The 284-nt window shown below is 46.1% G+C and carries 1 protein-coding gene; it reads right to left on the bottom strand.

The window, feature by feature from the left end; translation table 11 throughout:
* Positions 1-36 precede the first annotated feature (36 nt).
* On the bottom strand, positions 37-222 hold the full coding sequence (yacG, locus tag C7N83_RS10820) for a DNA gyrase inhibitor YacG (protein WP_106742615.1): 186 nt from the start codon (positions 220-222) through the stop codon (positions 37-39).
* Positions 223-284: the final 62 nt, after the last annotated feature.

The following is a 284-nucleotide window of genomic DNA, read 5'->3' on the forward strand; positions in this document are numbered from 1 at the left end:
CTTGTTTCTACCTTCTTTTTCAGAAAATCGACCACATCATTTCAATATATCCGACAAAGCATCATCTTCAACTGCTGCGACGCTGTAGTGTTCTTCCGCCCATCCGCCCAAATCAATTAGCTTGCAACGTTGGCTGCAAAACGGGCGGTATTGGCTTTCATTACTCCAGATGACCGGGGTTTGGCAGGTTGGACATTTGACGATGGTGGTGTGCTCATGCATTTTCAGACGGCCTTAAGTATAGGGAAACTTCGCGTTGTTTACACAACAGATTGGGCAGTGAA

It is taken from the genome of Neisseria iguanae (genome assembly GCF_003013245.1).
In the GTDB taxonomy this organism is placed as follows: Bacteria; Pseudomonadota; Gammaproteobacteria; order Burkholderiales; family Neisseriaceae; genus Neisseria; species Neisseria iguanae.